The sequence below is a fragment of the Pseudomonas sp. RU47 genome (assembly GCF_004011755.1).
In the GTDB taxonomy this organism is placed as follows: Bacteria; Pseudomonadota; Gammaproteobacteria; order Pseudomonadales; family Pseudomonadaceae; genus Aquipseudomonas.
This window is the reverse complement of the sequence record NZ_CP022411.1, coordinates 6,632,167-6,656,426: the sequence shown is the minus strand read 5'-3', so window position 1 is coordinate 6,656,426 and position 24,260 is coordinate 6,632,167. Positions and strand designations below refer to the sequence as shown.

Annotated in this window: 23 protein-coding genes; 17 read left to right on the top strand and 6 right to left on the bottom strand. The window is 59.0% G+C overall.

Features of this window, described 5'->3' with window-relative positions:
• The first annotated feature begins 4 nt into the window (after window positions 1-4).
• The 17 genes from CCX46_RS30570 to CCX46_RS30490 all read left to right on the top strand — a co-directional run bounded on the left by CCX46_RS30570 (window position 5) and on the right by CCX46_RS30490 (window position 17,020).
• Complete coding sequence (locus tag CCX46_RS30570) at window positions 5-802, top strand: ParA family protein (RefSeq protein ID WP_007911909.1); 798 nt, start codon at window positions 5-7, stop codon at window positions 800-802.
• Window positions 803-811: 9 nt separating this feature from the next.
• Window positions 812-1,684 (top strand): ParB/RepB/Spo0J family partition protein, encoded by an 873-nt coding sequence (locus tag CCX46_RS30565; protein WP_116028606.1) that lies wholly within the window; start codon window positions 812-814, stop codon window positions 1,682-1,684.
• Window positions 1,685-1,832: 148 nt separating this feature from the next.
• A complete protein-coding gene (locus CCX46_RS30560) occupies window positions 1,833-2,240 on the top strand; it encodes a F0F1 ATP synthase subunit I (protein ID WP_003229783.1) in 408 nt (135 codons plus the stop codon).
• Between the two features lie 16 nt (window positions 2,241-2,256).
• Complete coding sequence (gene atpB / locus CCX46_RS30555) at window positions 2,257-3,126, top strand: F0F1 ATP synthase subunit A (RefSeq protein WP_007911917.1); 870 nt, start codon at window positions 2,257-2,259, stop codon at window positions 3,124-3,126.
• Between the two features lie 133 nt (window positions 3,127-3,259).
• Complete coding sequence (gene atpE / locus CCX46_RS30550) at window positions 3,260-3,517, top strand: F0F1 ATP synthase subunit C (protein ID WP_003097235.1); 258 nt, start codon at window positions 3,260-3,262, stop codon at window positions 3,515-3,517.
• 59 nt (window positions 3,518-3,576) lie between these two features.
• Window positions 3,577-4,047, top strand: coding sequence for a F0F1 ATP synthase subunit B (locus CCX46_RS30545; RefSeq protein WP_003229781.1), 471 nt, complete (start codon window positions 3,577-3,579; stop codon window positions 4,045-4,047).
• Between the two features lie 12 nt (window positions 4,048-4,059).
• Window positions 4,060-4,596, top strand: a complete 537-nt coding sequence (locus CCX46_RS30540; protein WP_007911956.1) for a F0F1 ATP synthase subunit delta — start codon at window positions 4,060-4,062, stop codon at window positions 4,594-4,596.
• Between the two features lie 21 nt (window positions 4,597-4,617).
• Entirely contained in the window at window positions 4,618-6,162 is a 1,545-nt protein-coding gene (gene atpA, locus CCX46_RS30535) for a F0F1 ATP synthase subunit alpha (protein WP_016984064.1), read from the top strand.
• Window positions 6,163-6,212: 50 nt separating this feature from the next.
• The gene (gene atpG / locus CCX46_RS30530; RefSeq protein ID WP_007911960.1) at window positions 6,213-7,073 is read left to right on the top strand and encodes a F0F1 ATP synthase subunit gamma; all 861 of its coding nucleotides are present in this window, start codon (window positions 6,213-6,215) and stop codon (window positions 7,071-7,073) included.
• A 27-nt stretch (window positions 7,074-7,100) separates the two neighbouring features.
• Window positions 7,101-8,480, top strand: coding sequence for a F0F1 ATP synthase subunit beta (gene atpD / locus CCX46_RS30525; RefSeq protein WP_007911961.1), 1,380 nt, complete (start codon window positions 7,101-7,103; stop codon window positions 8,478-8,480).
• 45 nt (window positions 8,481-8,525) lie between these two features.
• The gene (locus tag CCX46_RS30520; RefSeq protein ID WP_053125284.1) at window positions 8,526-8,951 is read left to right on the top strand and encodes a F0F1 ATP synthase subunit epsilon; all 426 of its coding nucleotides are present in this window, start codon (window positions 8,526-8,528) and stop codon (window positions 8,949-8,951) included.
• Between the two features lie 118 nt (window positions 8,952-9,069).
• On the top strand, window positions 9,070-10,437 hold the full coding sequence (gene glmU / locus CCX46_RS30515; RefSeq protein ID WP_127930333.1) for a bifunctional UDP-N-acetylglucosamine diphosphorylase/glucosamine-1-phosphate N-acetyltransferase GlmU: 1,368 nt from the start codon (window positions 9,070-9,072) through the stop codon (window positions 10,435-10,437).
• Window positions 10,438-10,599: 162 nt separating this feature from the next.
• Window positions 10,600-11,376 carry a DeoR/GlpR family DNA-binding transcription regulator gene (locus CCX46_RS30510; protein ID WP_127930332.1) on the top strand — a complete coding sequence of 259 codons (777 nt, stop codon included), beginning with the start codon at window positions 10,600-10,602 and terminating at the stop codon, window positions 11,374-11,376.
• A 2-nt stretch (window positions 11,377-11,378) separates the two neighbouring features.
• Entirely contained in the window at window positions 11,379-13,211 is a 1,833-nt protein-coding gene (gene glmS, locus CCX46_RS30505) for a glutamine--fructose-6-phosphate transaminase (isomerizing) (RefSeq protein ID WP_127930331.1), read from the top strand.
• A 74-nt stretch (window positions 13,212-13,285) separates the two neighbouring features.
• Entirely contained in the window at window positions 13,286-14,203 is a 918-nt protein-coding gene (locus tag CCX46_RS30500) for a LysR family transcriptional regulator (RefSeq protein WP_127930330.1), read from the top strand.
• Window positions 14,204-14,317: 114 nt separating this feature from the next.
• Window positions 14,318-14,944 carry a glutathione S-transferase family protein gene (locus CCX46_RS30495; protein ID WP_127930329.1) on the top strand — a complete coding sequence of 209 codons (627 nt, stop codon included), beginning with the start codon at window positions 14,318-14,320 and terminating at the stop codon, window positions 14,942-14,944.
• Between the two features lie 45 nt (window positions 14,945-14,989).
• Window positions 14,990-17,020 carry a pyridoxamine 5'-phosphate oxidase family protein gene (locus tag CCX46_RS30490; protein ID WP_127930469.1) on the top strand — a complete coding sequence of 677 codons (2,031 nt, stop codon included), beginning with the start codon at window positions 14,990-14,992 and terminating at the stop codon, window positions 17,018-17,020.
• Window positions 17,021-17,154: 134 nt separating this feature from the next.
• On the opposite strand, the gene CCX46_RS30485 is transcribed toward CCX46_RS30490, so the two are convergent.
• The 6 genes from CCX46_RS30485 to CCX46_RS30460 are packed head-to-tail and all read right to left on the bottom strand — an operon-like array spanning window position 17,155 to window position 24,257.
• Window positions 17,155-18,285, bottom strand: a complete 1,131-nt coding sequence (locus CCX46_RS30485) for a glycosyltransferase family 4 protein (protein ID WP_127930328.1) — start codon at window positions 18,283-18,285, stop codon at window positions 17,155-17,157.
• Window positions 18,286-19,416: a glycosyltransferase family 4 protein gene (locus CCX46_RS30480; protein WP_127930327.1), complete on the bottom strand. Its 1,131-nt coding sequence runs from the start codon at window positions 19,414-19,416 to the stop codon at window positions 18,286-18,288.
• A complete protein-coding gene (locus CCX46_RS30475) occupies window positions 19,400-20,767 on the bottom strand; it encodes a glycosyltransferase family 4 protein (protein WP_127930326.1) in 1,368 nt (455 codons plus the stop codon). Before CCX46_RS30475 ends, CCX46_RS30480 begins: the two co-directional genes overlap by 17 nt.
• On the bottom strand, window positions 20,764-22,017 hold the full coding sequence (locus CCX46_RS30470) for an ABC transporter ATP-binding protein (RefSeq protein WP_127930325.1): 1,254 nt from the start codon (window positions 22,015-22,017) through the stop codon (window positions 20,764-20,766). Before CCX46_RS30470 ends, CCX46_RS30475 begins: the two co-directional genes overlap by 4 nt.
• Window positions 22,017-22,814: an ABC transporter permease gene (locus CCX46_RS30465; protein WP_127930324.1), complete on the bottom strand. Its 798-nt coding sequence runs from the start codon at window positions 22,812-22,814 to the stop codon at window positions 22,017-22,019. Before CCX46_RS30465 ends, CCX46_RS30470 begins: the two co-directional genes overlap by 1 nt.
• Entirely contained in the window at window positions 22,815-24,257 is a 1,443-nt protein-coding gene (locus CCX46_RS30460) for a mannose-1-phosphate guanylyltransferase/mannose-6-phosphate isomerase (protein ID WP_127930323.1), read from the bottom strand.
• Window positions 24,258-24,260: the final 3 nt, after the last annotated feature.

The window sequence follows — 24,260 nt, the reverse complement described above, 5'->3', positions numbered from 1 at the left end:
AAGAATGGCTAAGGTATTCGCGATAGCGAACCAAAAGGGTGGTGTGGGCAAGACCACCACCTGCATCAACCTCGCAGCATCCCTGGTCGCGACCAAGCGCCGGGTGCTGTTGATCGATCTCGATCCACAGGGCAACGCCACCATGGGTAGCGGTGTGGATAAGCACGGCCTGGAAAATTCGGTCTACGACCTGTTGATCGGTGAATGCGATCTGGCCCAGGCCATGCACTATTCCGAGCACGGCGGTTATCAACTGCTGCCGGCCAACCGCGATTTGACGGCGGCCGAAGTGGTTCTGCTGGAAATGCAGATGAAGGAAAGCCGTCTGCGCAGCGCGCTGGCGCCGATCCGCGAAAACTACGATTACATTCTGATCGACTGCCCTCCGTCGCTGTCGATGCTGACGCTGAACGCACTGGTTGCTGCAGACGGGGTCATTATCCCGATGCAGTGCGAGTACTTTGCGCTCGAAGGTCTCAGCGACCTTGTGGATAACATCAAGCGCATCGCCGAACTGCTGAATCCGAACCTGAAAGTCGAAGGTTTGCTGCGGACCATGTATGACCCGCGCCTGAGCCTGATGAATGACGTTTCGGCGCAGCTTAAGGAGCACTTCGGCGAACAGCTCTACGACACGGTGATCCCGCGCAATATCCGTCTGGCCGAAGCGCCGAGCTACGGCATGCCGGCGCTGGCCTACGACAAGCAATCGCGTGGCGCCCTGGCTTATCTGGCCCTGGCCGGCGAGATGGTTCGCCGTCAGCGCAAAAATTCACGCATCGCCGCCGCTCAGGCAACTTAAGGAATCCCCATGGCCGTCAAGAAACGAGGTCTCGGACGTGGACTGGATGCACTGCTGAGTGGTCCGACCGTCAGCGCGCTGGAAGAACAAGCCGCGCAGGCTGACACCCGTGAGTTGCAACACCTGCCGCTGGATCTGCTGCAGCGTGGCAAATACCAGCCGCGCCGGGATATGGATCCGCAGGCGCTGGAAGAACTGGCGGCGTCGATCAAGGCGCAAGGCGTGATGCAGCCGATCGTGGTGCGCCCGATTGGCGGGGGCCGCTTTGAAATCATCGCCGGTGAACGCCGCTGGCGCGCGAGCCAGCAAGCCGGGCAGGAAACCATCCCGGCAATGGTTCGCGATGTGCCGGATGAAACGGCGATCGCCATTGCGCTGATCGAGAACATCCAGCGCGAAGACCTCAACCCGATCGAAGAAGCGGTGGCCCTGCAGCGTTTGCAGCAGGAATTTCAGCTGACTCAACAGCAGGTTGCCGAGGCTGTGGGTAAGTCCCGCGTCACTGTGGCTAACCTGTTGCGCCTTATTGCACTGCCGGAAGTCATCAAGACCATGCTGTCCCATGGCGACCTGGAAATGGGCCATGCCCGTGCTTTGCTCGGTCTGCCGGACAATCAACAGGTTGAAGGGGCGCGACATGTTGTCGCACGCGGTCTCACCGTGCGCCAAACTGAGGCACTGGTTCGCCAGTGGTTGAGTGGCAAACCGGAGCCTGTGGAAGCGAGCAAACCCGACCCGGATATCGCCCGTCTCGAACAGCGTCTGGCCGAGCGCCTAGGCTCTGCGGTGCAGATTCGCCACGGGAAGAAGGGAAAGGGTCAGTTGGTGATCGGTTACAACTCCCTCGATGAGCTTCAAGGTGTGCTCGCACACATCCGCTGAAACATTTCCTCATGTAGCGCGCAGTCGGAAATCACTACCTGACAGTTGAATAGGGGCAGAACCGCCCCTATACTCTGCGCGCATTTTGTCGGCACAAATTATGCCAAGTTATTGAATTCTGGCAGCCGACCATTGGAGAGCAAACGTGATGGAAACCCGCAAGCCAAACCGCCTGCCGTTCCATCGCCTGGCGGTTTTTCCGGTGTTGATGGCTCAATTTGTCATTTTGCTGATTGCCGCTTTGGCGCTCTGGCAATGGCATGGAGTCGTTGCCGGATACTCGGGACTTTGCGGAGGCCTGATAGCCTTGCTGCCCAATGTTTATTTCGCTCACAAGGCATTTCGGTTTTCCGGCGCCCGAGCAGCCCAGTCCATCGTCCGGTCTTTTTATGCCGGCGAGGCAGGCAAACTGATTTTGACGGCAGTGCTCTTTGCACTGGTGTTTGCAGGTGTGAAGCCACTGGCGCCGATAGCTGTATTCGGCGCGTTCGTGCTGACTCAGTCGGTCAGCTGGTTCGCTCCCCTGCTGATGAGAACAAGACTTTCGAGACCTTAGGGCGTTTGAGGCAACCATGGCAGAAACAACCGCTTCGGGCTATATCCAGCACCACTTGCAGAACCTGACCTTCGGTCAGCTACCTAACGGCGGCTGGGGCTTTGCCCATACCGCAGCAGAGGCCAAAGAAATGGGCTTCTGGGCTTTCCACGTCGATACTCTCGGCTGGTCGGTCGCGTTGGGTCTGATCTTCGTACTTCTTTTCCGCATGGCGGCAAAGAAAGCGACTTCGGGTCAGCCGGGTGCTTTGCAGAACTTCGTTGAAGTATTGGTCGAATTCGTCGATGGCAGCGTGAAAGACAGCTTCCATGGCCGTAGCCCGGTGATTGCACCGCTGGCACTGACCATCTTCGTCTGGGTGTTCCTGATGAACGCCGTCGACCTGGTACCGGTCGACTGGATTCCTCAGTTGGCCATCCTGATCTCCGGCGACCACCACATCCCGTTCCGTGCCGTGTCGACCACCGACCCGAACGCGACCCTGGGCATGGCGTTCTCGGTTTTCGCACTGATCATTTTCTACAGCATCAAGGTCAAGGGCTTCGGCGGCTTCATCGGCGAACTGACCCTGCACCCGTTCGGCAGCAAGAACATCTTCGTTCAAGCCCTGCTGATCCCGGTGAACTTCCTGCTGGAATTCGTGACCCTGATCGCCAAACCGATCTCTCTGGCTCTGCGTCTGTTCGGCAACATGTATGCCGGCGAGCTGGTGTTCATTCTGATCGCTGTGATGTTCGGCAGCGGCCTGCTCTGGCTGAGCGGCCTGGGCGTTGTTCTGCAGTGGGCGTGGGCTGTGTTCCACATCCTGATCATCACGCTGCAGGCGTTCATCTTCATGATGCTGACCATCGTCTACCTGTCGATGGCGCACGAAGAAAACCATTAAGACCAGTCTCGACTAGTCTGATGTCCTTCCCGGTCAAACGGGAAGGGGCTCTTCACAGGGCACCTGAAACGATTTGTTTTACCGCTTTAATCTAAAAAACCTAAACCATACGACGTAAAAGTCGGGAGGAAAGATGGAAACTGTAGTTGGTCTAACCGCTATCGCTGTTGCACTGTTGATCGGCCTGGGCGCACTGGGTACCGCAATTGGTTTCGGCCTGCTGGGCGGCAAGTTCCTGGAAGGCGCAGCGCGTCAGCCAGAAATGGTTCCAATGCTGCAAGTTAAAATGTTCATCGTTGCCGGTCTGCTCGACGCCGTAACCATGATCGGTGTTGGTATCGCTCTGTTCTTCACCTTTGCGAACCCGTTCGTTGGTCAGATCGCTGGCTAATTACCCGGATTTTTCCGAGTAATTTGATGTGATGGACAACGTAACTGCGAGGTGTTGGCGTGAACATTAATGCGACCCTGATTGGCCAGTCCGTTGCGTTCCTGATTTTTGTACTGTTCTGCATGAAGTATGTATGGCCTCCGGTCATCGCTGCTCTGCACGAACGTCAAAAGAAGATCGCTGATGGTCTGGACGCTGCCAGCCGTGCAGCTCGCGACCTGGAGTTGGCCCAAGAAAAAGCGGGTCAGCAACTGCGCGAAGCGAAAGCTCAGGCAGCTGAAATCATCGAGCAAGCCAAGAAACGCGGTAACCAGATTGTCGAAGAGGCCGTTGAAAAGGCCCGTGTCGACGCTGACCGTGTGAAGGTTCAGGCTCAAGCCGAGATCGAACAGGAACTGAACAGTGTCAAAGACAAGCTGCGCGCCCAAGTGGGTTTGCTGGCTGTCGGCGGCGCCGAGAAGATCCTGGGTGCCACAATCGATCAAAACGCGCACGCAGAGCTGGTTAACCAACTGGCTGCTGAAATCTAAGCGAGGGCGATCATGGCAGAACTGACCACGTTGGCCCGACCTTACGCTAAGGCGGCCTTCGAGCACGCTCAGGCCCACCAGCAACTGGCCAATTGGTCAGCCATGCTCGGCCTGGCTGCAGCGGTGTCACAAGATGACACCATGCAGCGCGTGCTCAAGGCCCCGCGACTGACGAGCGCAGAAAAGGCCGCCACGTTTATTGACGTGTGCGGCGACAAGTTTGATGCCAAGGCACAGAACTTCATCAATGTCGTTGCCGAAAACGACCGTCTCCCGCTTCTGCCGGAGATTGCCGCTCTTTTCGACCTGTACAAGGCCGAACAAGAGAAGTCGGTAGACGTTGAAGTGACCAGTGCTTTTGCATTGAACCAAGAACAGCAAGACAAACTCGCCAAGGTTCTCAGTGCACGACTCAACCGGGAAGTGCGCCTGCAAGTTGCGGAGGATGCTGCCCTTATAGGTGGTGTCGTCATCCGCGCCGGCGACCTGGTTATCGATGGCTCGATTCGCGGCAAAATCGCGAAACTTGCCGAAGCATTGAAATCTTGAGTTTGAAGGGGCAGCAGAGCAATGCAGCAACTCAATCCTTCCGAAATAAGTGAAATTATCAAGGGCCGCATCGACAAGCTCGATGTGACCTCCCAAGCCCGTAACGAAGGCACTGTCGTCAGCGTATCTGACGGCATCGTGCGGATTCACGGTCTGGCCGACGTCATGTACGGCGAGATGATCGAGTTTCCGGGCGGCGTCTACGGTATGGCCCTCAACCTGGAGCAAGACTCCGTAGGTGCCGTTGTACTGGGCGCTTACCAGTCTCTGGCTGAAGGCATGAGCGCCAAGTGCACCGGCCGCATCCTCGAAGTTCCGGTTGGTAAGGAACTGCTGGGTCGCGTAGTCGACGCACTGGGTAACCCTGTTGACGGCAAAGGTCCACTGGGCAACACCGAGACCGACGCGGTCGAGAAAGTTGCACCGGGCGTGATCTGGCGTAAGTCGGTAGACCAGCCTGTACAGACTGGCTACAAGGCTGTCGATGCCATGATCCCTGTCGGCCGTGGCCAGCGTGAGCTGATCATCGGTGACCGTCAGATCGGTAAAACCGCTCTGGCGATCGACGCGATCATCAACCAGAAAGACAGCGGCATTTTCTGCGTCTACGTAGCCATTGGTCAGAAGCAATCGACCATCGCCAACGTGGTTCGCAAGCTGGAAGAAAACGGCGCCCTGGCCAACACGATCATCGTGGCTGCCAGTGCTTCGGAATCTCCTGCGCTGCAGTTCCTGGCACCGTACTCCGGTTGCACCATGGGTGAATTCTTCCGCGACCGCGGTGAAGACGCGCTGATCGTTTATGACGATCTGTCCAAGCAAGCAGTGGCTTACCGCCAGATTTCCCTGCTGCTGCGCCGTCCACCAGGCCGTGAAGCTTACCCAGGCGACGTGTTCTATCTCCACTCCCGTCTGCTGGAGCGCGCATCCCGCGTTTCGGAAGAATACGTAGAGAAGTTCACCAACGGCGCAGTGACCGGCAAAACCGGTTCGCTGACCGCACTGCCGATCATCGAAACCCAGGCTGGCGACGTTTCCGCGTTCGTTCCGACCAACGTGATTTCCATCACCGACGGTCAGATCTTCCTGGAATCGGCCATGTTCAACTCGGGCATCCGTCCTGCAGTGAACGCCGGTGTTTCGGTATCCCGTGTGGGTGGTGCCGCTCAGACCAAGATCATCAAGAAGCTGTCCGGTGGTATCCGTACCGCTCTGGCTCAGTACCGTGAACTGGCGGCATTCGCCCAGTTCGCTTCTGACCTGGACGAAGCGACCCGTAAGCAACTTGAGCATGGTCAGCGCGTTACCGAGCTGATGAAGCAGAAGCAATACGCACCAATGTCGATCGCTGACATGGCGCTGTCGCTGTATGCCGCTGAGCGTGGGTTCCTGACTGACATTGAAATCGCCAAGATCGGCAGCTTCGAACAAGCGCTGATTGCTTTCTTCAACCGCGATCACGCCGATTTGATGGCCAAGATCAACGTTAAAGGTGACTTCAATGACGAAATCGACGCTGGCATGAAAGCCGGTATCGAGAAGTTCAAGGCCACCCAAACCTGGTAAGCCGCAGCGGGAGCCGCGAGGCTCCCGCTTGCTAACCTGATAGGTGTTACATGGCAGGCGCAAAAGAGATTCGCAGTAAGATTGCGAGCATCAAAAGCACGCAAAAGATTACCAGCGCCATGGAAAAAGTGGCGGTCAGCAAAATGCGCAAGGCACAAATGCGCATGGCTGCTAGCCGTCCTTATGCGGAGCGTATCCGCCAGGTTATTGGGCATCTGGCCAACGCCAACCCGGAATACCGCCACCCGTTCATGATCGACCGCGAAATCAAGCGCGTTGGTTATGTTGTGGTGAGCAGTGACCGTGGTCTGTGCGGCGGCTTGAATACCAACCTGTTCAAGGCCCTGGTCAAGGACATGGCGGTAAACCGCGAAAACGGCGTCGAGATTGATCTGTGTGTCGTTGGTAGCAAGGGTGCGGCCTTTTTCCGCAACTTCGGCGGTAACGTCGTTGCAGCTATCAGCCACCTGGGTGAAGAGCCGTCGATCAATGATCTGATCGGCAGCGTCAAGGTGATGCTGGATGCCTACCTGGACGGCCGTATTGACCGCCTGTCCGTGGTGTCCAACAAGTTCATCAACACCATGACGCAACAGCCTACCGTGGAGCAGTTGATTCCATTGGTGGCGACCCCGGATCAGGATCTCAAGCACCACTGGGACTATCTCTACGAACCGGATGCCAAAGAGCTGCTTGACGGCTTGATGGTCCGCTACGTTGAGTCGCAGGTCTACCAGGCGGTGGTCGAGAACAACGCGGCTGAACAAGCTGCGCGGATGATCGCGATGAAGAACGCTACCGACAACGCCGGTGATTTGATCAGCGATTTGCAGCTGATCTACAACAAGGCGCGTCAGGCTGCGATCACCCAAGAGATCTCGGAAATCGTCGGCGGCGCTGCCGCGGTTTAACGGTTCAAATATTCAGAGGATCCAGCTATGAGTAGCGGACGTATCGTTCAAATCATCGGCGCCGTTATCGACGTGGAATTTCCACGCGACAGCGTACCGAGCATCTACAACGCGCTGAAAGTAGTGAGCGCGGCTGAAACCACTCTGGAAGTTCAGCAACAGCTGGGCGACGGCGTGGTTCGCACCATTGCGATGGGTTCCACCGAGGGCTTGAAGCGCGGTCTGGAAGTTACCGACTCTGGCGCAGCCATCTCCGTACCGGTCGGTAAAGCGACCCTGGGCCGGATCATGGACGTCCTCGGTAACCCGATCGACGAAGCTGGCCCGATCGACACCGAAGAGCGTTGGGGCATTCACCGTCCAGCGCCTTCGTTCGCTGAACAGGCAGGCGGCAACGACCTGCTGGAAACCGGCATCAAGGTTATCGACCTGGTTTGCCCGTTCGCCAAAGGCGGTAAAGTCGGTCTGTTCGGTGGTGCCGGTGTAGGCAAAACCGTAAACATGATGGAACTGATCCGTAACATCGCCATCGAGCACAGCGGTTATTCCGTGTTCGCCGGTGTGGGTGAGCGTACTCGTGAGGGTAACGACTTCTACCACGAGATGAAGGACTCCAACGTTCTGGACAAAGTGGCACTGGTTTACGGTCAGATGAACGAGCCGCCGGGTAACCGTCTGCGCGTAGCACTGACCGGCCTGACCATGGCCGAGAAGTTCCGTGACGAAGGTAACGACGTTCTGCTGTTCGTCGACAACATCTATCGTTACACCCTGGCCGGTACTGAAGTATCCGCACTGCTGGGCCGTATGCCTTCGGCAGTAGGTTACCAGCCGACCCTGGCTGAAGAGATGGGCGTTCTGCAAGAACGTATCACTTCGACCAAGGAAGGTTCGATCACTTCGATCCAAGCGGTATACGTACCTGCGGATGACTTGACCGACCCGTCGCCAGCGACCACCTTCGCCCACTTGGACGCCACCGTCGTTCTGTCCCGTGACATCGCTTCCCTGGGTATCTACCCGGCAGTAGATCCACTGGATTCGACTTCGCGCCAGCTGGACCCGAACGTAATCGGCCAGGACCACTACGACACCGCTCGCGGCGTTCAGTACGTTCTGCAACGTTACAAAGAGCTGAAGGACATCATCGCGATCCTGGGTATGGACGAGCTGTCGGAAGCCGACAAGCAGTTGGTAAACCGTGCTCGTAAGATCCAGCGCTTCTTGTCGCAGCCGTTCTTCGTGGCTGAAGTCTTCACCGGTGCTTCGGGTAAATACGTTTCCCTGAAAGACACCATTGCTGGCTTCAAAGGCATCCTCAACGGTGACTACGACCACCTGCCAGAACAAGCGTTCTACATGGTTGGCGGCATCGAAGAAGCGATCGAGAAAGCCAAGAAACTGTAATCCCGGCGCCCGGCAACGGGCGCTAATTTAGGTTGAGGCAATCAGATGGCTATGACAGTCCATTGCGATATCGTCAGCGCGGAAGGGGAAATCTTTTCCGGCCTGGTCGAGATGGTGATTGCGCACGGTGCACTGGGTGATCTTGGTATCGCTCTGGGTCACGCGCCGCTGATCACTAATCTGAAGCCAGGTCCGATCCGCCTGATCAAGCAAGGCGGGGAAGCCGAGGTGTTCTACATCTCCGGTGGTTTCCTCGAGGTTCAGCCGAACATGGTCAAAGTGCTTGCCGATACCGTGCAACGCGCCGCCGACCTGGATGAAGCTCAGGCTCAAGCAGCTCTCAAGGCTGCCGAGCATGCTCTGCATGAAAAGGGCGCTGATTTCGACTACAGCGCTGCGTCAGCACGTCTGGCCGAGGCTGCAGCTCAGCTGCGCACCGTCCAGCAGATCCGCAAGAAGTTTGGCGGTTAATCCGTCATCCGCTTGTTGTGCGATTGATAAAAAAGGGTAGCCTCGGCTACCCTTTTTTCTTTTCCGAATTCCCGAAACCCGGTCGCAGTTGCTGACCACCCAGGATTGGTAGCCAGTCATGTCTCTTGAAATCGTTATCCTCGCGGCCGGTCAAGGCACCCGTATGCGTTCGGCACTGCCGAAAGTACTGCATCCGATTGCCGGCAATTCCATGCTGGGGCATGTTATCCACAGTGCTCGGCAACTTGATCCACAGCGCATCCATGTCGTGATCGGCCATGGCGCGGATGTGGTGCGGGAACGTCTGGCCGCTGATGATCTGAATTTCGTCCTGCAGGACAAGCAACTCGGTACCGGTCACGCCACCGCTCAAGCGGTGCCGTTCATTACTGCCGATACCGTGCTGATCCTCTACGGTGACGTGCCGTTGATCGAAGTCGAAACCCTGCAGCGTCTGCTCAAGCACGTCGTGCCTGGGAAGATGGGTTTGCTCACCGTGGAACTGGACGACCCGACCGGTTACGGCCGTATCGTGCGCGATGCCGACGGCAAGGTCGCAGCCATCGTTGAACACAAAGATGCCAGCGAAGCGCAACGCGCAATTACTGAAGGTAATACCGGCATTCTCGCTGTCCCGGCCAATCGTCTGGCCGACTGGATGAGTCGCCTGTCGAACAACAATGCCCAAGGCGAGTACTACCTGACCGACGTGATCGAAATGGCGGTGAGTGATGGCCTGGTTGTCGCCACCGAACAACCGCACGATCCGATGGAGGTGCAGGGCGCCAACGATCGCAAGCAACTGTCCGAGCTGGAGCGCCACTACCAGTTGCGCGCTGGCCGTCGGTTGATGGCCCAAGGCGTCACCCTGCGTGACCCGGCGCGTTTCGACGTGCGAGGCGAAGTCACCGTGGGTCGCGACGTGCTGATCGACATCAACGTGATCCTCGAAGGTAACGTTGTCATCGAAGACGACGTGGAGATCGGTCCGAACTGTGTGATCAAGGACAGCACCCTGCGCAAAGGCGTGGTGATCAAGGCCAACTCGCACATTGAAGGTGCGGTTTTGGGCGAGGGTAGTGATGCCGGACCATTTGCGCGTCTGCGTCCAGGCACCGTGCTCGAAGCGCGTGCGCATGTGGGTAACTTTGTTGAATTGAAAAACGCCCACATGGGCGAAGGCGCCAAGGCAGGTCATCTGACTTATCTGGGCGATGCCGAAATCGGTGCGCGTACCAACATTGGCGCCGGCACCATTACCTGCAACTACGATGGCGCCAACAAGTGGAAAACCGTGCTGGGTGCTGACGTGTTCATCGGTTCCAATAATTCGCTGGTCGCGCCTGTGGATATCTCCGACGGTGCAACCACGGCGGCCGGGTCGACCATTACGCAGAATGTGGATAACGCACAGTTGGCCGTGGGCCGAGCGCGGCAGAGGAATATCGACGGCTGGAAGCGGCCGGAGAAGATCAAGAAGAGCTGAGTTATCCACAGCGGCTTTTTGAAGATCAGAAAATCGCAGCCTTCGGCAGCTCCTATGGGGACTGTTGAGGGTTGCGTTTTTTTTTGGACGACAGCTTGACGATTTAGAGCCGATAGGTTTTGATTACTTCCGTTATCTTTCGAATCGAAACTTAAGTCGCCCATGTCGAAACGCAACACGCCGCAACGCCGCCACAACATTCTCGCCTTGCTCAACGAGCAGGGCGAAGTCAGTGTGGATGAACTGGCCAAGCGCTTCGAAACCTCCGAAGTTACTATTCGCAAGGATCTCGCCGCGCTGGAAACTCATGGTCTGTTGCTGCGCCGCTACGGCGGGGCGATCACCATGCCGCAGGAACTGGTCGCGGAAACTGCGCAGAGCGTTTCCAAATACAAACAGGCGATTGCCCGCGCGGCGGTGAAACGCATCCGCGAACACGCGCGGATCATCATCGACAGCGGCAGTACCACCGCTGCAATGATCCCGGAGCTTGGCCAACAGCCAGGCCTGGTGGTGATGACCAACTCCCTGCACGTCGCCAACGCCTTGAGCGAACTCGAGCACGAACCGGTGCTGTTGATGACCGGTGGCACTTGGGATCCGCATTCGGAATCCTTTCAGGGCCAGGTTGCCGAGCAAGTACTACGCTCTTACGACTTCGACCAGTTATTCATCGGCGCCGATGGCATCGATCTGGTGCGTGGCACCACCACCTTCAATGAGCTGCTCGGTTTGAGCCGGGTCATGGCTGAAGTGGCGCGGGAAGTCATCGTCATGGTCGAGGCCGACAAGATCGGTCGCAAGATTCCCAATCTGGAGCTGCCATGGAGCAGCGTCCATACCCTAATTACCGATGATCGCCTGCCTAGCGAGGCACGCGATCAGATTCAGGCCCGCGGTATCACCGTGATTTGCGCGGCTGTCAGTCAGGAGAAATAAGCATGTGTGGAATTGTCGGCGCAGTTGCTGAACGTAATATCACCGCCATCCTGCTCGAAGGTCTCAAGCGCCTTGAATACCGCGGCTACGACAGCGCCGGTGTAGCGGTCTTCACCAACGACGAAACCCTCGAGCGCATGCGTCGCCCGGGTAAAGTCAGCGAACTCGAAGCGGCGCTGGCCGAACACCCGTTGGTCGGCCGTCTGGGCATTGCCCACACCCGCTGGGCAACCCACGGCGCACCCTGCGAACGCAACGCCCACCCGCATTTCTCTGGCGACATCGCGGTGGTGCACAACGGCATCATCGAAAACCACGAAGCCCTGCGTGATCAACTGAAAGCGCTGGGTTACGTGTTTACTTCGGACACCGATACCGAAGTTATCGCCCATCTGCTCAATCACAAGCTCAAGGATCAGCCTGACCTGAGCGTCGCTCTCAAGGCGACGGTCAAGGAATTGCACGGTGCTTATGGTCTGGCAGTGATCAATGCCAAGCAGCCGGATCGTCTGGTTGCCGCGCGCAGTGGCAGTCCGTTGGTGATTGGGCTGGGTCTGGGCGAGAATTTCCTCGCCTCCGATCAGTTGGCGCTGCGTCAGGTCACCGATCGCTTCATGTACCTGGAAGAAGGCGATATTGCCGAAATTCGCCGCGATAACGTGCAGATCTGGGACATCAACGGCAACGCCGTCGAGCGCCAGACCGTGCAGTACAGCGACGGTGCCGAAGCCGCCGACAAAGGTGAATACCGGCACTACATGCTCAAGGAAATCCACGAGCAACCGACCGTTGTGCAGCGCACCCTCGAAGGTCGCCTGAGCAATGATCAGGTGCTGGTGCAAGCATTCGGCCCACAAGCGGCCGAATTGTTCGCCAAAGTGCGTAACGTACAGATCGTCGCCTGCGGCACCAGCTATCACGCGGGTATGGTCGCGCGTTACTGGCTGGAAGAACTGGCCGGCATTCCGTGCCAGGTCGAAGTCGCCAGCGAATTCCGCTATCGCAAAGTGGTGGTGCAGCCGGACACCTTGTTCGTGACCATCTCGCAGTCCGGCGAAACCGCCGACACCCTCGCTGCGCTGCGCAATGCCAAGGAGCTGGGCTTCCTCGCCAGCCTGGCGATCTGCAACGTCGGCATCAGCTCGCTGGTGCGCGAATCCGACCTGACCCTGCTGACCCAGGCCGGCCGCGAAATCGGCGTCGCCTCGACCAAAGCCTTTACCACGCAATTGGTCGGTCTGCTGTTGCTGACCCTGTCGCTGGGTCAGGTTCGCGGCACCTTGGCCAATGGCGTTGAAGCGCGTCTGGTCGAAGAACTGCGTCGCCTGCCAACCCGTCTCGGCGAAGCGCTGGCCATGGACAGCACCGTGGAAAAGATCGCCGAGCTGTTCGCCGAGAAGAACCACACTCTGTTCCTCGGTCGTGGCGCGCAATTCCCGGTGGCAATGGAAGGTGCGCTGAAACTCAAGGAAATCTCTTATATTCACGCCGAAGCCTACCCGGCCGGCGAGCTGAAGCACGGCCCTCTGGCACTTGTGGATAACGACATGCCCGTGGTCACCGTGGCGCCGAACAACGAACTGCTGGAAAAGCTCAAATCCAACCTGCAGGAAGTCCGCGCCCGTGGTGGCGAACTGATCGTGTTCGCCGACGAGAAAGCCGGGATGACCAACGGCGAAGGCACCCACGTGGTGCAGATGCCACATATCCACGACATCCTCTCGCCGATCCTCTACACGGTTCCGCTGCAGCTGCTGTCGTACTACGTTGCGGTGCTCAAGGGCACGGACGTCGATCAGCCGCGTAACCTGGCGAAGTCGGTGACAGTGGAATAAGTTATCCACAGCTGACCTACGCACAAAAAATCGCAGCTTCGGCTGCGATTTTTGTATCTGACTCGAGAGGCACCATGGACCGCTTCCAGGAAATGCACATCTTCACCACTGTCGCGCAAGAGCAAGGCTTCTCTGCGGCCGCGCGGCGTCTGGGTTTGTCAGCGGCCAGTGTCACGCGGGCGGTGGCGGCGCTGGAGTTGCGGATCGGTACGCAGTTGCTGATTCGCACCACGCGCAGTGTGCACTTGAGCGAAGCAGGGCAGCGTTATCTGGAAGACTGTCGCCGGATTCTCGCCGAAGTGCAGGAAGCCGAGGATTCGGCGGCGGGCAGTCATGCCGAGCCGCGTGGACAACTGACGGTGACGGCGCCGGTGTTGTTCGGTGATTTGTTTGTGACGCCGGTGATGGCGAGTTATCTCGCGCAATATCCGGATGTCACGATTAACGCCGTGCTGGTTGATCGGATCGTCAATATGGTCGAGGAGGGCATCGATGTGGCGGTGCGCATCGGTGATCTGCCGGACAGCAGTCAGCATGCGATTCGGGTGGGTGAGGTGCGTCGGGTCATCTGCGGCTCGCCAACCTACTTTGCCAGGTATGGTCGACCGGTTCATCCCCACGCTCTGGCGGGAGCGCCGGTGGTGGCGACTTCAGCGATTGGTCAGCAACGCAGTTGGCCGTTTCTCGTCGGGGGCGAACCGCTCAGCGTGCGTCCTGAGCCGCGTCTTATCGTTACCGCCAATCAGGCTGCGATTACAGCGACTTGCATGGGCTTGGGTTTGACTCGAGTGTTGTCCTATCAAGTGGCGAGCCAGGTTGCCGCCGGCACACTGGAAATCGTCCTCGCGGAATTCGAACTGCCGCCGCTGCCGATCCATGTCGTGTATCAGGGGGGGCGCAAGGCTCCAGCGCGGATCCGCAGTTTTGTCGATTTCACGGCAGAGGCTTTGCGCGAACATCCAGCGTTGAAAAATGCAGCGTTATTTCACTAAGTGAAATAATCGATTGCGTTTGCTGGTAATTCTGTTGTTTTCGCGATCAGCGCAAGATGACCTCCATCGGCGCGCTCATCCCCGCAGCGGCGCCCCTGTTCAGCGGAGTCGACCATGCAAGCGATCAAACTCTACAACTTTCCACGTTCCGGCCACGCCCACCGTGTCGAGCTGATGTTGTCCCTGCTGCAATTGCCGACCGAGCTGATCTTTGTCGATCTGGCCAAAGGTGAACACAAGCAGCCGGCGTATCTGGCCATCAACAGCTTCGGGCAGGTGCCGGCAATCGATGACGACGGCGTGGTGCTGGCCGATTCCAACGCAATTCTGGTGTATCTGGCGCAGAAATACGGCAATGGTCGTTGGCTGCCCGCTGACCCGGTGGGTGCGGCACGGGTGCAGCGCTGGCTGTCGGCGGCCGCCGGGCCGATTGCATTCGGACCCGCTGCGGCGCGATTGGTCACGGTGTTTGGCGCACAGCTGAATGCTGATGAGGCGATTACCCGTGCGCACAACCTGCTCAAGGTAATGGAAGCCGAGTTGGGTAAAACGGCGTATCTGGCCGGCGACGAACCGACCATTGCCGACGTGTCGGCCTACAGTTACATCGCCCATGCGCCGGAAGGCAACGTGTCGCTGGATGATTACACCAACGTCCGCGCCTGGCTGGCCCGGGTTGAAGCCTTGCCCGGTTTCGTCGGCATGCCACGCACGGTTGCCGGTCTGCAAACCGCAGTCTGATTCTCACAATCCACGCTGTGCCGAGGGTGCAGGGGAGAGGTCATGATGGAACGTTCACCGTGGCACGCTGGCGAGCAACAGTTGCAAGCGAAAGTCGGGGTTGCCGAACGCATGGAAGCCTTCGGGCGTAAGGTGATTCGCACCTGGATGCCGGACCAGCACCGTGAGTTCTATCAGCAATTACCCTTCATGTTGTACGGCGCAGTTGATGCAGATGGGCGCCCGTGGGCCAGTGTGCTCGAAGGCGCGCCGGGGTTTGCCCATTCGCCGGATCCCGAGCATCTGCATTTCGCCAGCCAGCCTGCTGCCGATGACCCGGCGCAACTGCGTAACGGCGAACCGATCGGCTTGCTCGGCATCGAGTTGCACACCCGCCGGCGCAATCGCCTCAATGGTCATGTCGGCAATCTGAGCGCTCATGGTTTTGATGTGAGCGTGGATCAAGCCTTCGGCAACTGCCCGCAGTACATTCAACTGCGCCAGTTTCAGCGTGTGCCGTTGACGGATCCGCAGACGCGTCCGGCTGAGCATCTGAACGGCCTCGATGATGCGGCCATCGCGCTGATCGAGGGCGCCGATACTTTTTTCGTCGCCAGTTATGTGGATGTCGACGGCCAGCGGGCAGTGGATGTTTCTCATCGTGGCGGCCAGGCCGGGTTCGTGCGGGTGGAGGGCAATCGTCTGACCATCCCCGATTTCGCCGGCAATCTGCACTTCAACACCCTCGGCAATTTGCTGCTCAACCCCAAGGCTGGTCTGCTGTTCATCGACTTTTCCACAGGCGACGTGCTGCAACTCAGCGGGCGTACCGAGATCATTCTTGAAGGCCCGCAGATTGAGGTGTTTCAAGGTGCTGAACGCCTGTGGACATTTGATGTGGAAAAACTGGTGCGGCGCCCGGCGGCATTGGCCTTGCGCTGGCGCTTCGACGGCATGTCGCCGACCAGTCTGTTGACCGGTAACTGGGCCGAGGCGGACGCACGTTTACAGGCGCAGGCGCTGGGCAATCAATGGCGGCCACTGCGGGTGACGAAGATCGAAGCGGAGAGTCAGCACATTCGCTCGATCTATCTGGAGCCCGCCGACGGTGCCGGTTTGCCGGTGTTTCTTGCCGGTCAGCATCTGCCGCTGCGTTTCACCGTTGATGGCGAGGTGCACATTCGCACCTACAGCCTTTCGAGTGCGCCATCCGATGGTTTCTATCGGATCAGCGTCAAGCGCGAGGGCCTGATTTCATCGCATCTGCATGAGCAAATTAATGTCGGCGATGTGCTGGAAGCGCGGGCGCCGCAGGGGCATTTCACCGTGAAGCCGTTGGAGCACCGCCCTTTGGTGTTGTTGGCGGCCGGTGTAGGAGTCACGCCTTTGCTGTCGATGCTGCGCGAGGTGGTGTACCAAGGCCTACGGACGCGAAGGATTCGTCCGACGCTGTTGTTGCAGAGTTCACGCAGCTTGGCCGATCAACCGTTTCGCCAGGAGCTGGATCGGTTGCTCGAAACGGCAGGCGATTCGGTACGAGTTCTGCGTTTGCTCAGCCAGCCGGAAGCTGAACTGCACGAAGGTGAGGATTTCGATCTGTCGGGGCGTATCGACGCGCAAGTGCTGAGAAACGTGCTGGATGCCGATGATTTCGATCAGCTCGACTTTGTCCTCTGCGGCCCCGGCGGTTTTACTCAAGGCTTGTACGACACCCTGCGCGAACTGGACGTGCGCGATGCGCAGATTCATGCGGAAACCTTCGGCCCGTCGACGCTGAAACGTCAGGCTGATCCGGACGCGATCGTCATCGAACAACCGCCCGCTGCGACCACATCGGTGCCGGTGGTGTTCGAGCGTTCGGCGAAAGAGGCGCGTTGGCAGCCGGATGGCGGGAGTTTGCTGGAACTGGCGGAAAGTCGCGGGTTACGTCCGGAATTCAGTTGCCGGGGAGGTTCTTGCGGTACCTGCAAGACCCGGCTGGTCAGCGGTGCAGTGAATTATCCACAGGTGCCGGCAGACGTTCCGGAAGCGGGTCACGTGCTGATCTGCTGCGCGGTCCCGGCACAAAGCCCGCAACCGCTGATCCTTGACCTGTAACTGAAAACACCACAACACCCTGTGGGAGCGAGCCTGCTCGCGAAAGCGTCAGGTCAGTCGACATCATTGTCGCTGATCCACCGCCATCGCGAGCAGGCTCGCTCGCACATTTGGGTATATGTTTCAGCCTGAAATCAGGCGTAGGACAGGTTCTTTTCTTCCAGCAATTCCTGATACAACGCCGTCCATTTGCGGCCCATGTCGTCGGCTGTGAATAACTGCCGATAACGCGCTTCAGCTTTGACCCCCATCGCTGCAGCGCGCACCGGATCCTCCCACAGCGTGCGCATCGCCTCGCGAAACGCCTGTGGATGACTCGGCGGCACGACCAATCCCGTCTCGTTGTGGATATTGATGTAACTGGTGCCAGTGCCGATCTCACTGGAGATCATCGGCTTGCCGTACATCGCGCCTTCCAGCAAGGAAATGCCGAATGCTTCCGAACGCAGGTGTGACGGGAAAACAATCGCGTAGCTCAGTTGCAGCAGCGCGACCTTGTCTTCGTCACCCAGACGTCCGAGGAAGTGAATGTTGCGCAGGCCCAGCGCCTGCGCCTGCGCGTGCAGCTCCAGCTCCAGTGGCCCGGCACCGACAATGACCACGGGATAGTCCACGTCTTTCAGGGCCTCAAGCAGAATGTGCAGGCCCTTGTAATAACGCATCACGCCGACAAACAGAAAAAACTTATCCCCAAGCTGTTGGCGCCAGCGGTTCATGCGCTCGGTTTCCGGCTGTGGATAACCCGACTTGTTCAAACCGTAAGGAATTACCCGGGTCTTGTCCTGGAACTGCTGTAACACATCGCTGGTATGCAGATAGTTGGGTGACGCGGCAACGATGCGGTCGGCGCTGGCAAGAAAACGATTCATCAACGGTCGGTAGAGTTTGAGCAGGTGCTTCTGGCGAATGATGTCCGAGTGATAGGTCACCACGCTCGGCTTGTTCATCGCGCTGGCGAAATGCACCAGGTCCATGAACGGCCACGGGAAGTGGTAATTGACCACGTCAGCTTCGGCCGCCAGTTCGCGAAACTGTTTGAACACGCTCCAGGAAAAACCGGTGGAGGCGAACTGGATGTCGAGTTTGGCCCGGTGCACTTCGTGCTGGCCCAATTGCACCACGGGCGGTGTCGGGTCAGCACTGAGCGTCAGCACCTGGCCGTCGATACCGTGCTGGGCGCCGCTTTCGCAGAGCTGGAAAATCACTTGCTCAATGCCGCCGACCGAGTCAGGCAGGTACGTCTTGAAAAAATGAAGAACTCGCATTCAACCTCCCATGGCCTGGCGGTAGGCACCGGCCGTGGCCTGTGCACAACGCTTCCAGGAAAAAAGCCGTGACTGCTGCAACCCGGCTTCTCGGCATGCCTGCCAATGCGCTTGATCGTCGATCAGTCGGCTCAGCGCATCACGCAGGCCTTCTGCATCGTCAGCTTCAATATAGTTGCCCGCTGCACCGGCGACTTCCGGCATCGCCGAAGAACGCGTGAGCACCACCGGTGTGCCACTGGCCATGGCCTCCAGTACCGGCAGACCGAAACCTTCATACAGTGATGGAAAAATCAGCGCCCGGGCGCCGGCCAGCAATTGGGCGACCTGTTCATCGAGCAGATAACCGAGCAGGCACACATGCCCGCTGGCCAGCGCCTGGCGCAACGGTTCGCTGAACTGTTCGCGCTGCCACCCGGCCATGCCGACAATCAGCAATGGAAAACGCTGACGCACCGCCTCCGGTAACAGGGCATGGGCGCGCAGGGCGAGGCCAAGGTTCTTGCGCGGCTCCAGCGTGCCGACACAAAGGAAATACTCCCGCGACTCCACCGCATGCGCCTTGAGCACCGCGTCAATGGCGCTGGCCTCGCGCGGATGAAAGCGCTCGGCAACCCCCAGCGGGGCCACCACAAAACGTTCGGCTGGCAGGCCGAAATAATCCTGGGCTTCGTCGGCAATCGCCTGTGAATCGGTGAGAATCACCTGCGCCTGTTGGACACCGGCGGCCAGTCGGCGCTCGATCTCCTTGAGCCGTGCCGGTGGCTGGGTCTCAGGGAAATGCAGGTGAGTCAGGTCGTGCAGGGTGATCACCGTCGGGCCATCGAAGGCCAGTGGCCACAGGCTCGGCTCGTGATAGAGGTCGATACCTTGCGCGCGGCCCTGATCGAAGCGTTTCTGCTCCAGCCAGCGGCGCGCCTGATAGGCGCCGGGGATTTGCCGCAGCAGTGGCGTCAATCGTGAGTAACCGGGCATGGCCGCTTCCGGCAGTGCCGAACTCCAGCCCCACCCGTGGAACAACGTCACGTCCACGTCGGGTTCATTGCGCAAGGCGTTGACCAGTTCAGCGACGTATTGGCCGATGCCGGTGCGCGGTGCCTGCAGAATGCGCGCGTTAAGAGCAATGCGCATGCTGACTCGCTGGCGCCGTTGGCGCTCCCAGAACGTTACGCGCACTGCGTTCGACCAGTTGCAGGCTCGCTTCCCGCCAGCCGATCCACTGCCAATCGGCAACATCGCGAGCTGCGGGGAACTGGCCGTTGCGCTGAAATCCGATAATCAACCGGGCGAGGCTTTGCGGATCCTGCAGATCGAAGTAGGCCATGAACTCGCCGCCAATTTCGCGGAACACCGCAATATCACTGCCCATCGCCGGCAATCCACGCTGCATGGCCTCCACCAGCGGCAAGCCAAACCCTTCGACGAACGAAGGGAACACCAACGCACTGGCGTGGGCGTAAGCGTGTTCCAGGCTGGTGTCGCTGAGGTCGTTGAACATGAACAGGCGCTGGTTCAACTCGGGATGATTGCGCACCCGGGCGAGCAGGGCGTCGCATTTCCAGCCGACCCGCCCGGCGATGCACAGCCGTGCGGTTGAGCCAGCGGCCCAGGCGTGCTCGAAGGCATCAAGCAGATAGGCGTGGTTTTTGCGCGGCTCGATGGTGCTGACCATCAGGTAGACCGGCTCAGAGGTAGTGAACAGTTGCTTCAGGCGCGGCTCGACCATTGCCACGTCGTTGTGCAGATCCAGTTCGGAACCCAAGTGAAAGAAATCGAACCAGCGTTGATGGGTTTGCTCGACACCGATTCGCTGGCGCAACTCTTCACGCACCTGATCGCGCACCGTGGCGGAAATCGCCATGTAGCCATCCGCTGTGCGGGTGATCCAGTCGAACCACTCACTGAAAACCTCGACCAGACGTGTGTCGTAAAACTGTGGGTGAGTCAGCGGGATCAGGTCGTAGATCACCGCGATCATACCGACGCCGTCACGTTTGAGCCGTTCGACGTGGGCGAAAAGATCCGAGTGCCATGACGAATCCAGTAGCACCAGTTGATCGCCCGGCTGGTGTTGCAGCGGTGAGCAACGTTTGAGCAGTTGCCTGCGATTGATCCGCCGGATCAGGCGGATCGGCAGGCCGAAGGCTGCGAAGATCGTCAGTCGGTAGCCGACATATAAAACCCGTCGCGCCAGTTTTGAGTTGAGTTGCGCATCACGTCGCTGATGCCACTGCCAGAAGCGATGAGCGAGGCGTTCCAGTCGTCCGCCGAAGGTTTCAAGCGTGTTGAAAAAAGGCGTATCGAACGGTGCCAGTTGCAACACGCGATAAAGCTCGCCATTGAGTACCACCACCGGCATGCACTCCACACCTGCGGCGCTGGCGGGCAGTTGCTTGATGACGTTGCGCACCACTCGCTGAATACCCGAATTGATGGCCGGGTGTTTGAACACATGGGTGCATTCGACCAGCAAGCGGGTCATGGCGCACGCTCTGCGTGCCGGGCCGCGGTGTCGCGAGTGATGGTGGTCTTGGCGCCGAGCCATGAGCAGCCGACGAAATCTTCCTGACGGTTGTTGATCACGTGGAATACCAACCCGTAGTCGCGCCATTCGAAATTGCGATCGAGGTGCGAGTCCAGACGCGACAGGCTCAGCGACACTGAATAATTGCCTTTGCCCAAACCCATGATGAACGAGAAGCGGTAGGTGAAGCGTTCGCCGGCGTGCAGGTCGGTCAATGCCTTGTCGAGGCGATGGGTGTTGATGCCGTACATCATCTGACCCAGCCGATCCTTGAGGATAAAGCCCAGCACCAGCCGTTCGATGTCCTTGCGCACCTCGACCTGAACTTCGAGCACCACCGGTTGGCCGACTTCGGCGGCGTCGATGCTGCGATCGTTTTCATCGAGCAGGCGCACGCCGAGAATCGCCGCTTCGCCGGTGCCTGATATCGTTTGCACTTCGCCGCCGGCGAGCATTTCCTGACGGACGATCTGGCCTTCGCGTTCGGCCATCAGCGCGTTGTAGTAGTCGAGCACCGGTTCCGGTTTGCCGTACATGGCCATGCGGCCGTCCTTGAGCAGGATGGCCGAGTCGCAGATCGACTGAATCGCCGAGCGGTCGTGGGACACGATCAGCAGCGTGGTGCCGGATTTGCGGAAGCTGCGGATGCGTTCGAAGCTTTTGTGCTGGAAGTAGGCGTCGCCCACCGACAGTGCCTCGTCGACGATAAGGATGTCCGGGCGCCGCGCCGTGGCAACGCTAAACGCCAAGCGCATCTGCATGCCGCTGGAATAGGTACGCACCGGATGGTCGATGGCGTCGCCGATCTCGGCGAAATGCTCGATGTCGGGCATCAGTGCTTCGATTTCTTCGAGCTGCATGCCCAGCAACTGACCGGCCATGATTGCATTCTGGCGACCGGTGAAATCCGGGTGGAAACCCATGCCCAGCTCCAGCAGCGCGGCCACGCGGCCTTGCAGTTCGATCTTGCCGGTGGTGGGTTGGGTGGTGCCGGTGATCATTTTCAGCAAAGTGCTTTTGCCCGCGCCGTTGGCACCGACGATGCCCACCGCTTCACCGGGGGCGATTTCGAATTCGACGTCCTGCAGCACCCAGTGCTGGTGGTGGCGGATCGACGAAAACGGAATCAGCCACTCAGCCAGTCGGCTCCAGCGGTTGGGATATTGTTTGTAGGCCTTGCTCAGGCCGGTGACGCGAATATGCCCCATCAGAGTTCATCCACCATTTCGCCAACGCGCTGGCGAAACAGCCGTAGACCGATCAGACAAAACAGCACGCCCGTGACGAAGATCGGCAGTAGTGAGCTCCAGGCCGGCCACTGTCCGTAGAGAAACAGGTTCTGATAACTGCTGAACAGGTTGGTCAGCGGATTGAGTTGCAACAGGCGCTGCACCCATTCCGGCAGGATCGTGATCGGGTAAACGATCGGCGTCAGCCAGAACCAGAATTGCAGGCAGATGCCGAAGAGCTGGCCGACATCGCGGAAGAACACGTTCAATACGCCGAGCACCATGCCCAACCCGGCGCAGAACATCATTTGCAGGGCGATCAATGGAATCAGCGCCAGCAGCGCCATGCCCGGCCAGCGCCCGGTGATCAGCAGAAAGCCGAGAAACAGACTGATGATGATCGCGAAGTTGATCCCGGCATTGCACAGGACGATGACCGGCAGGCAGATCCGCGGGAAGCTGATTTTCTTCAGCAGGTTGGCGTTTTCCAGAAACATGTTCTGGCTGCGCAAGGTGATTTCGGAAAACAGCCCCCACGCCAGCAACCCGGCGCAGAGGTAGACACTGTAGGCCATGCTGTCATCCACACCCGGCAAACGGGCGCGCATGATGTGGGAAAAGATCACGGTGTAAACAATGATCATCGACAGCGGATTGAAAATCGGCCACAAGGCGCCGAACAGCGAATTGCGGTATCGCGCTTGAAACTCTCGCTGCACGCTGCCGAGGATGAAACCCCGGTAGCCATGCAACGAGCGGTACAGGGAAAGCAGCATTTAAACCGTCCTGCCGTATTGGTCTTCGAAGCGGACGATGTCGTCCTCTCCCAGGTATTCGCCGCTTTGCACTTCGATGATCACCAGATCGATCACCCCAGGGTTTTCCAGACGATGCTTGTGGCCGGCGGCGATAAAGGTTGATTCGTTCTTGGCCACCAGCGTCGTGCCGGAGCCGTTGTTGGTGACCTTGGCCATGCCTTCGACAACCACCCAGTGTTCGTTGCGGTGATGGTGCATTTGCAGGGACAGCTTGCCACCGGGTTTGACCACGATGCGCTTGATCTTGAAGCGCGGGCCTTCCTCCAGAACGGTGTAGGTGCCCCACGGTCGACTGACGGTACGATGCAGCCGATAGGCTTCGTGGGATTTGTCCTTGAGCTGCTTGGCCACGCGCCGCACGTCCTGCGCACGGTCGGCGTGGGCCACCAGCACCGCGTCGGCGGTGTCGACCACGATCAGGTTATCCACACCCACCGTCGCTATCAGTCGGCCTTCGCTCTGCACGAAGTTGTTGTGGCTGTCGATGAAGATGGCTTCGCCGCTGGCGCGGTTGTTGTCGGCATCGGCCGGGACCAATGCCGCGACGGCACCCCACGAACCAATGTCGCTCCAGTCGAATACGGCGGGAACCACGACGACTTTTTCCGAGCGCTCCATCAGCGCGTAGTCGATCGAGATGTCAGTGATTTCCGCGAACAGTGCCGGCGACAGTTCCTGTTGCAGGCAGCCGACCGTTTCAATCGGCGCGCTGACGTCCATGCAGGCGCGGGTCTGTTCCAGCAACTCGGGCGCGTGCAATTGCAGTTCAGCAATCAAGGTCGCGGTGGTGAAGCAGAACATTCCCGAATTCCACAGGAAGTTGCCGCTCTCCAGATAATGCGTGGCAGTTTGCAGGTCGGGCTTCTCGACGAAGCGCTGCACTTTCGCCGCGCCTTTGGCGTCCAGCGGCGCCCCGGTCTCGATGTAGCCGAAGCCGGTTTCCGGTGCGGTCGGGATCACGCCGAAGGTCACCAGATAACCGTCCCTGGCCAGATGGACTGCGTGCTCGACCGCGGTTTTCAGTGCGTCCTGATTGACGATCAAATGGTCGGCGGGCATCACCACCATGATCGCGTCGTCACCGTGCAACGCTTGCAGCGACAACGCCGCTGCAGCGATGGCCGGCGCGGTGTTGCGCCCGCTCGGCTCGAGCAGGAAGTGCCCGCGATGACGCGATACGTGGGCGGCGCAATAGTGATCCTTGCTCTGGAAGTAGTACTCGCGATTGGTCACCGTGACGATGTCGCCCCAGCCGTCGAGCAAAGCCGCCGCGCGCTGATAGGTCTTGCCGAGCAGCGACTGGCCGTCGGGCAGGGTCATGAACGGCTTGGGATGGCCCTCGCGGGACACCGGCCACAAACGGGTGCCGGCACCGCCGGACAGAATCACGGGGATCAGCATGGC